The sequence below is a fragment of the Rhodoferax sp. genome, from assembly GCF_039922535.1.
GTDB lineage: Bacteria > Pseudomonadota > Gammaproteobacteria > Burkholderiales > Burkholderiaceae_C > Rhodoferax_B.
The window spans coordinates 1-4634 of the sequence record NZ_JBDTEM010000138.1 but is presented as its reverse complement, the minus strand read 5'-3'; the positions used below and the strand labels follow the sequence as shown (position 1 = coordinate 4634).

The window sequence follows — 4634 nt, the reverse complement described above, 5'->3', positions numbered from 1 at the left end:
AAGGCCGCAATCTGTTTGGCCAGCTGACGGTGTGGCAAAACCTGGAGCTGGGGGGTATCACCATCGGCAAAGAGCTGACGCACCAGCGCATTCCCGAGGTGCTGGAATTCTTCCCGCGCGTCAAGCAGCGCATGGACAGCATGGCCTCGGCCCTGTCGGGCGGCGAGCAAAAGCAGCTGGAAATCGGCCGCGCGCTGTTGCTGCGGCCTAAGGTGATTTTGATCGACGAGCCCAGCATCGGCCTGAGCCCCATGGTGGTGGGTGATGTGTTCAAGCTGCTGCGCAAGCTGGCCGACCAGGGCACCACCGTGCTGATGGTCGAGCAGAACGTGAAGAGTGCACTGAAGATATCGGACGAAGCCATCGCGCTGGAATCGGGCCGCCTGGTGCTGCAAAAGCCTGCCTCCGAGCTGCTGGCCGACCCGCACATCGAACGACTCTTCCTCGGTGGCGCGCACGCCGCCGCGGCAGCAACGGTTTAAAGGAAGCGGTATGGGCTCTTTGATGAATAGCATTCGCGGGCGACTGGGCTTGGCATTTGCCGCGGTACTCGGGCTGATGGTGCTGGTGCTGGTTTTGGGGCTGTTGCAGCAGGAACGGTTAGGCCGGGTGGCCTACCGCCTGGGCAATGAGCTGGCTGCCACCGAGCGCGATGCGCTGCAGTGGAAGGGCTTGCTGGGCAACCAGGGCTTCAATACCAGCCTGTTGATCGCCACCTCCGACCCCTCCAAGCAGGCGCCGCTGCGCACGCAGATCGAAGCCGACATCAAAACCATAGACGGGCTGGCCGAGCGCTACGCCAAAAGCACCGTGGACAGTGACGGCGACCGTGCCTTGCTGGCCCAACTGGCCACCACGCACCCGGTCTACAAAGCCGCGGTGCGCGACGTGCTGCAGGCGGTGGACAGCGGCTCCAGCGATTTCTCGCAGTCCGAGTTCCACGACAAATATGCCCCGGCCCTGATCGCCTACCAAAAGGTGCTGGGCCAATGGGCGCAGCGCCAGCAGGCGATGATGGACGAGGGCATCCAGGCGGTGGACACCGGGCAGACCCACGCCCGCACGGTGTTGATCAGCATCGGCGTGCTGGCCTGTGCCGTCGGCGCGGTGCTGGCCTGGTCGATCTCGCGCAGCCTGGGCATCGCCGCCGGTGAAGCCGTGCGCGTAGCCAATGCCGTAGCCGATGGCAATCTGGTGGTGCAGACACAGCCGGTGAAATCGTTCGGCGAAATGACCCAGTTGCTGGCCGCGCTGCAACACATGCAGGGCAATCTGGTGACCGTGGTCTCCACCGTGCGCTCTGGCTCGGAAGGCGTGGCCACCGCCAGTTCGGAGATTGCCCAGGGCAACCACGACCTGTCTGCCCGCACCGAACAACAAGCCAGCGCGCTGGAGCAAACCGCCGCCTCGATGGAAGAGCTGAGCGACAACGTGAAGCAAAACGCCAGCAACGCCATCCGGGCCAACCAGCTGGCGCGTGAAGCCTCCACCGTGGCCGGCCAGGGGGGCCAAGTGGTTGCCGAGGTGGTGGAGACGATGAAGCGCATCAACGCATCGTCGCGGCAGATCTCCGACATCATCAGCGTCATCGACGGGATCTCGTTCCAGACGAACATCCTGGCCTTGAATGCCGCGGTGGAGGCCGCCCGCGCTGGCGAGCAAGGCCGGGGTTTTGCGGTGGTGGCCAGCGAAGTCCGCAGCCTGGCGCAGCGCAGCGCCAGCGCCGCCAAAGAAATCAAGATCCTGATCGACGCCAGCGTGCAGCGTGTCGAGCAAGGCAATGCGCTGGTGGACCGTGCCGGTAGCACCATGGCCGAGGTGGTGGGCGCAATTAAGCGCGTCACCGACATCATGCTGGAGATCAGCAGCGCCAGCCAGGAGCAGTCTTCCGGCGTAGCCCAGGTTGGCGAGGCAATTTCCCAGATCGACCAGGCGACGCAGCAAAATGCCGCGCTGGTCGAGCAAATGGCCGCCGCCGCATCCAGTCTGCGCACCCTGGCCGAGGAACAAGTGCAGGCCGTATCGGCCTTCCGCCTCGGGGATGCGGCGCATTCCACGCTGCGCCCGGGCCAGGCAATAGCCAGTGCGCGCCTGCTGGGCATTCCAATGTCGGTATAAACCATGCAAGGCTGGCTGAAGAGTGTTTGAACGGCCCACCACACCGGTGCCTGGCGATCCGCATATTCAGCCATCATTTGTGTGCCTGGTGCATATTGCACCTGCGCAAGCAGCTATTATTTAAGGAGCATTTGATCCATGAGTGATTTACTCGCTAACCCCAGCCGCGAGCCCTTGCAGGCCTCGTTCAGCGATGCCTCCAACCCGCTGGGGCTGGACGGTATCGAGTTCATCGAATACTCCTCGCCCAAGCCGCAGGCGCTGGGCCAGGTGCTGGAGATGATGGGCTTCAAGCCGGTAGCACGCCACCGCTCGCGCGAGATCCAGCTGTACCGCCAGGGCGGCCTGAACATTGTGGTCAACGGCCACCCCAGCGACGCGCAGGCGGCGGGCCACGGCAGCGAATCACCCACTATTTCGGCCATCGCCCTGCGGGTGCGCGATGCCCGCGCCGCCTACCACTACGTGCGCGAGCGCGGTGCCTGGGAGGTGCCCACCCACGCCGAGGTGATGGAGCTGAACATCCCCGCCATCCACGGCGCGGGCGGCAGCCGCATCTACTTTGTGGACCGCTACAAAGACTTCTCCATCTACGACGTGGATTTCATCCCGATCCCGTCCGTCAACCAAAAGCCCGAAGCCACCGCCGGGCTGCACTTCTTCGGTGTAGTGCAGTACATCGGCCCAGAGCGCAGCTACGACTGGATCGAGTTCTACAACGCGCTGTTCGGCCTGGCCCTGATCCCCGACGAAGAGCGCTTTGGCATCATGCCCAAGGGCACGCTGCTGCGCAGCCCGGCGCTGGATGCCGCCAACAGCTTCATGCTGCAACTGATTGAGCCCGAGCTGAATGTGCACGATGCCGACGAACGCCTGCAGCGCATTGGCCTGGGCGTGCCCGACGTGCTGGAGGCGGTGAAGGCCCTGCGTGCGCTGGGCGTGGAGTTTGTGGAAACCCAGGCCACCCACACCGAGAGCCGGGGCGCGATCACCAAAACTTACTTAGGCTCCGTCGTCTTCGAACTCGTGCACTCCGAGAAAACAGCATGAAAGACCACGCCATCCAAGGCTTCGGCATGGACACCATCACCCTGGCTGGGCCCTTGAAGGCCAAGCTCAAGGCCATGGTGGATGCGGGCTTTACCCAGGTGATGCTCAAGGCCAACGACATCGTGGGCCACCCCGACGGCATGGAGGCGGCGGTGGCCGAGGTCAAGGCCAGCGGCCTGCGCGGCACCGGCTTCCAGGTACTGCGCGACTTCGAGGGCCTGAGCGGCCACCTGCACGAATACAAGATCGACATCGCCAAAGCCATGCTGCAGATGTGCGCCGCGCTGGACTGCAAGGTGCTGCTGGCCTGCTCATCCACCTCGCCGCACGCCAGCCAGGATCTGGACCATATCGCCCGCGACCTGCGCAAGCTGGCCATGCTGGCCGTGCCGCTGGGCATCCGTATTGCCTACGAAGGCTTGTCGTGGGGCCGCACGGTGAATGAATTCACCACCGCCTGGGACGTGGTGTGCCGCGCCGACTGCCCCAACCTGGGCCTGGGCATAGACGGCTACCACATCGTCGCCGCCAAGACCTCGCTGGACGAGATCGACTACCTCGACCCGAGCAAGATCTTCCTGGTGCAACTGGCCGACTTCATGTGGCAGGAAACCAAGACCTTCGAGGAACGCATGGCCACCGCCCGCACCTACCGGGTGTTCCCCGGTGAAGGCGTGCACAGCGAGCAAATGGTGGACCTGGTGCTCAAACTGGACCGCCTGGGCTACCGTGGCGACTACAGCTTTGAAGTATTCAACGACGACTACGTGAACCTGCCCCTGCCCGTGGTGGCCGCCCGCGCCCGCAAGAGCGCGCTGTGGCTGAGCGAAGACGTGCTGCGCCGCTCCACACCGCTGCCCAACGACATGCGGCTCAAGCAGCGGCTCTGACAAGGTTTGTATAAAAATCAGCGGTTTGTGCTTATTCCATAGGCACAAACCGCTCTTTTTTTTGCAGCAAGTTAAGGTCTACGGGATGCATTAATGGAGGCTTAATCTAGCCTTTCAATAATGCGTGCACCAGCATTTGCTGGGTTCCATTGACCGAAAGCAATGCCCATGAAAGCCTTTTTCCTCCTGCCCGCCATCCTGGCCATCTCCACCTCCGCCCTGGCCGAACCCACCTGCACGGCACCCAAAGAAACTTGGATGAAGCAGTCGGACTTCAAGCAAAGCATGGAAGCCCAAGGCTACAAGGTCAAGACCCTCAAGGTCACCAACGGTTGCTACGAAATCTACGGCCACGACAAGGCGGGCAAGCGCGTCGAAATATCTTTCGACCCCGCCACCGGTGCCGTTGCCAAATAGGCCCCTGGACGACCGCCCGGCCCCCGGCCCGGTGGTCGTGTGGGACCGCTTTGTGCGCGTCTTCCACTGGTCGCTGGTGACCTGCGTGGTGCTCAACTATTTTGTGCTGGAAGGTGGAAAAACCGTGCACCAGTGGGTGGGCAGCATGGCCTTGGCGCT

General features: G+C 63.2%; 5 protein-coding genes. All 5 read left to right on the top strand.

From position 1 onward, the window contains the following. On the top strand, positions 1–482 hold a 482-nt coding region (locus tag ABI213_RS06405), incomplete at its 5' end, for an ATP-binding cassette domain-containing protein (RefSeq protein ID WP_348026466.1). Between the two features lie 22 nt (positions 483–504). Further along, positions 505–2118, top strand: coding sequence for a methyl-accepting chemotaxis protein (locus ABI213_RS06400; RefSeq protein WP_348005776.1), 1614 nt, complete (start codon positions 505–507; stop codon positions 2116–2118). A 138-nt stretch (positions 2119–2256) separates the two neighbouring features. Continuing rightward, on the top strand, positions 2257–3168 hold the full coding sequence (locus tag ABI213_RS06395; RefSeq protein ID WP_348005775.1) for a VOC family protein: 912 nt from the start codon (positions 2257–2259) through the stop codon (positions 3166–3168). Next, a complete protein-coding gene (locus tag ABI213_RS06390) occupies positions 3165–4058 on the top strand; it encodes a sugar phosphate isomerase/epimerase family protein (protein ID WP_348005774.1) in 894 nt (297 codons plus the stop codon). The genes ABI213_RS06395 and ABI213_RS06390 overlap by 4 nt, the downstream gene beginning before the upstream one ends. 168 nt (positions 4059–4226) lie before the next feature. Further along, on the top strand, positions 4227–4475 hold the full coding sequence (locus ABI213_RS06385) for a PepSY domain-containing protein (RefSeq protein ID WP_348005773.1): 249 nt from the start codon (positions 4227–4229) through the stop codon (positions 4473–4475). Positions 4476–4634: the final 159 nt, after the last annotated feature.